The organism is Bacillus sp. HNG (assembly GCF_003400205.1).
Classification (GTDB): domain Bacteria; phylum Bacillota; class Bacilli; order Bacillales; family Bacillaceae_L; genus Ferdinandcohnia.
Map to the genome: position 1 here is coordinate 1 of NZ_QUQV01000039.1, position 4496 is coordinate 4496.

Sequence of the window (4496 nt, forward strand, 5' to 3'; positions counted from 1 at the left end):
TTAATTGTACTAGTATTAGAAGTAGTTATTAACGTATCTTGCGATAGTAACTACTTCTTTTATATTTCATTAAAGAATTATTATTTGTACTATTAAATTTATGAATATATAGTATCTTACGAATTAGGGGGTGGAATGTTGAAAGTACAAGAAGTTCTCATTCAAGAGAAGAAAAGATATCTGTTAATTGATAAGAGAGGCTATCCGGTCATACCGGTTGCAAAGTATATAAAGTATTTAGATAACATTGGAAAAGCTGAAAATACACTAAAGTCATACTGTTACCATCTAAAGCTTTATTTTCAATTCCTAGAGGAAAGTCGGTTAAGATATCAAGAAGTGAACCTTGATATCTTGGCTCAATTCATCGGTTGGCTGAGAATTCCCGATCAATCTACAAAAGTCATTTACTTTGAAGAAACCTTAGCTAAACGATCAGAAAGAACAGTCAATACCATCATAACTTGTGTCATAGGATTCTATGACTATTTGACTCGTAATGAGGATTACGTGGGAAATGTAAATAATCAATTAAAAAAGCAGGCCCCAGGGCGTTTTAGGACGTTTAAACCCTTCCTCCATCACATTACAAAAGGGAATTCTTATGATAAAAACATTTTAAAAGTTAAGGAGCCAAAGCGTACAGTTAAAACGTTAAATAAAAACCAATTACAAGTAATTCATAATGCTTGCAGCAATATACGGGATGAATTATTGTTCCGTATTTTATATGAAGGTGGATTACGTATTGGAGAGGCCCTTTCTCTGTGGGTAGAGGATTTTGATATTGGTAAAAATGCTATTTCGGTTAGGAGATCCAAAACATCCGATGGAGAAAAACGAAAAGTCTATGTATCTATTGAGACTATGAATCTCTTTCAAGATTATCTAATAGACTTTCATTCTTACGAAATTGATAGCAATTATGTGTTTATCACCTTAACTGGACCAAATCGTGGTAAACCAATGACTGATGGTTCTGTACGTTCTTTAATTAAACGGATGAAGAAAAAAACAGGAATAGATTTTACCCCTCATATGCTTCGGCATACATATGCCACAGAGTTACATGAAGCAGGAGTAGATATTGCCATCATACAGAGATTATTAGGGCATGCACACGTTCAAACAACGATACAGACTTATATCCATGCATCCGATGAAACCATACGTGGAAGCTGGGAACAAGCTCAATCAAACAAAAAAATAGGAAGAAGAGATAAATAATGACACAGAGTACATTGAAAATAAAACCCCTTCCCCACCATCTGGAACAGATAAATGAACCATTACATGGATATTGGGCAAATGATGTATGGAATGTACAAGAATGTCCCATCCTGGATAAACATTATGATTGGAATAGAAAATTGATTTTTGATAAGGTACACAATCTTAGATTGAAAAATGAATTAAAATACTATTTTTATAAGGGATTAAAGGAGACAAGGATTTCGATTACCTATGCTTTCATGCATTATTCTCCATGTCTTAAAATTTTTACAGAATTCATCTCTCGATACTATGCCAATTTAGATTCTATTATTGATATACAGAAGGAAAAGTTTCTAACAGAATATCGAACATTTCTTGTAGAGAATGGAAAATCAGTTGAAATTGTACACCGGAAAAAGTCATCACCATGGTTGTCACCAACAGTTCAACCATCTTTGTATATTAGACTCTTTCTTCAAGTTTATGAATTTTATTATCAGCTTTATGATGAACGTGATGAAACAGACAAGGATTGTTGGGATGTACGAAAATTGAATATTAATTATAACAATACAATTAGTAGATATTCATTAGACTTTTCGAAGGTTCCACAACCTTATAGACAATTATTTAAAAAATATATAAAGACTCGCCTAGTTGTTCAGCAATCCATTAGCTTTTCTACAGCAATATGTTATTTAAATAGACTTTCGTTTTTCTTCACCTTTTTGAAGGGTAAACATCCTGAGTGGAAAGAATTAAACCAGCTATCCAGAATGGATATTGAGGAGTACATTGAATACTTGCGACATTCCACTATTAAAAAGGGAAAATATTTAATTAATCCAGATCACAATTATGTAAATCGTTTTTTAATAGACCTTAAAACGTTTATCTCATACATACAGAAATTCGAATGGGAAGAAGCTCCGACAAAGTCAGTAATTTCACTATTGTCAATTGAAGATATCCCTAAAAAGAAAAGAGCAAAAGCTGATGAAATTAAATATATCCCGGATGAAGTATGGGAACAGTTAATTTACCATATTAACCAACTTTCCTCAGATCATATACCTATAATTCTTCTAATGGAAGCTACAGGTTTTCGAATAAGTGACGTTTTATCACTTAAAATTGACTGCTTAGTAAATCAAGAAGATGGCTGGTGGATTATCGGAGATCAAAGAAAAGTAAGTTATAAAAATCATAAAGTTCCTATTTCAGAGGAAATTGCAAATGTGGTCCTAGCGCAGCAAGAACTTACAAAAAAGAGATCAACTTTGGACACGAACCCTAAGAAATATTTGTTTCCAACACTTAAAGGGAAAAGGATGGGTAATCCCATATCGCAAGATTCCATTAAGTTGAACCTTAATAAACTAGCTAACAGATGTAATATTAAGGACAAAGATGGAGAAATTTATTGGTTTAAAAATCATGCGTTCCGACACCGTTACGGTGTTAATTTGATTAATAACGGAATGAATATTCTTCATGTTCAAAAACTGATGGCTCATGCCAGTCCTGAAATGACGTTAGTCTATGCCCAAATTCATGATCAAACACTCCGTGATGAATGGGAAAAGGCTCGCGATATTGGCGCAGTAAGACTAGATACACATGGAGAAGTTATTGTCGCTAATTTAGCTCAACAGGCTGAAGAAAACGGAGTTGAACTGGAATGGATACGTCATAACATGGACTCCATTCGTTTAGATCATGGGTTTTGTGTAAAAAGCCCTAAACTTCATTGTGATTTTCTTGAACAGACATTAGAACCACCCTGTATTAAAAACAACTGCCGAAGTTTTCACGTTGACAAGACGTTTCTCGACTATTACCAAGAACAGATATCTAAAATGGAAGCTGATATTGGAGTATACAAAAAATCCGGAAGGTTACGTTCCGTTGAGTTAATTGAGCCCAAATTAAAAAGATATAAAGAATTAGCAAATGGTTTACTACATACTGGTGGTATCTTTGGTTTAGATAAAACCAGGCGTGAGTATGTTGGAGATGAACGTGAGAAGGTGATGCAAAATGTCTAATGAAAACCCAAATACCGAAGGTATTATAAAACATGCAAAGTTAAAAACGGAAAAGACCATTCAAAAAGTTGAAGAAGCGATCAAAAAGATGATAAAAAAACAAATAAAAATCAATTTTAACTCTGTTTCTGCAGAATCAGGGGTTTCAAAAGCATTTCTATACAGAAATACAGAACTCCGAGAACGAATCGAAACACTTCGCAATCAACAAGAAGGTCTCCCTTCAATAAAACAAGCTAAAAGAAATATGAGTGACGCATCTAAAGATGTAATTATTTCTTCCTTACGGAAGAGAATCAAAGATTTAGAGAAGGAAAATAAAGAAATTAAAGAACAAATGAAAATTAAATTTGGGAAGATTTATGAGGGAATTTAAGATCTACGATTTTCCCTCCCTGTTTGATTTTCTGTGTAATATGACAATGCCGTTAAAAGATAAGTTGTATTCAGCAATCGGGCCATTTTCTGGAACAATAGCTTTAAAGAAAATTGAATATAATGATAAAATTTAAGAGAGGTTGTGAAGCGTTGTACTTAAATTAACGGGCAAATTTAGGAAGGAGTCGTTTAAGATAAATAAAATTAAAACAATAGTTATCTGTACATCTATCGTACTAATAATTTTGTTTGGTATTACCTTTTTTGAATACATATTTTTAAGGTTACTCGGATTACAATATAATTCAATCAGTGCTTTAGTATTTTTCTTTGTTATGTATGTATTCCTTGAAATACCTCTCTCACTCATTACAAATGCGATACCAAAAGCTTTGAGATCTGTTGGTATTATTCAATCAAGCAACGGCTGGTTGTCATTTATTTTGAATACAGGTCTCACTTTTGTGTTAATGGAGTTACTCGATACATTTATGGTGAATATTGAGATTGCTTCGCAAGGTTCACTCATATTTGCATTGATTTCTGGATTTTTTAATTGGACATTAAGAGAAAATGATAAAGAACCACCAGATATTGATAGCAAAGACTTCAAGGAAATAGAGAATAAATTTGGCTCTCAAAAGTAAAGGAAGCGTTAGTAATAACTAAAGATTAATTTTGAAGCTTTATTATTTTTTAAAATCTTCCACAATCGAGCGCGATTGTGAAAGATAATGGCTAACGACTTTAAATCGTTAGTCATTTTTAAATCTTTCGTTAAGTACATGTCTACAATGAAAGAACACATAATAATTTTAATTTTTTTACAAAAAGGTATTGATAACCGGCCGTATC

General features: G+C 32.7%; 4 protein-coding genes. All 4 read left to right on the forward strand.

Features of this window, described 5'->3' with window-relative positions; all coding sequences use genetic code 11:
• The first annotated feature begins 135 nt into the window (after window positions 1-135).
• The 4 genes from DZB84_RS24480 to DZB84_RS24495 all read left to right on the forward strand — a co-directional run bounded on the left by DZB84_RS24480 (window position 136) and on the right by DZB84_RS24495 (window position 4288).
• Window positions 136-1227: a tyrosine-type recombinase/integrase gene (locus tag DZB84_RS24480; RefSeq protein WP_061794291.1), complete on the forward strand. Its 1092-nt coding sequence runs from the start codon at window positions 136-138 to the stop codon at window positions 1225-1227.
• A complete protein-coding gene (locus DZB84_RS24485; protein WP_061794292.1) occupies window positions 1227-3263 on the forward strand; it encodes a tyrosine-type recombinase/integrase in 2037 nt (678 codons plus the stop codon). The genes DZB84_RS24480 and DZB84_RS24485 overlap by 1 nt, the downstream gene beginning before the upstream one ends.
• Complete coding sequence (locus tag DZB84_RS24490; RefSeq protein WP_061794293.1) at window positions 3256-3639, forward strand: DUF6262 family protein; 384 nt, start codon at window positions 3256-3258, stop codon at window positions 3637-3639. Before DZB84_RS24485 ends, DZB84_RS24490 begins: the two co-directional genes overlap by 8 nt.
• Window positions 3640-3859: 220 nt before the next feature.
• Window positions 3860-4288: a YrvL family regulatory protein gene (locus tag DZB84_RS24495; protein ID WP_478219363.1), complete on the forward strand. Its 429-nt coding sequence runs from the start codon at window positions 3860-3862 to the stop codon at window positions 4286-4288.
• Window positions 4289-4496: the final 208 nt, after the last annotated feature.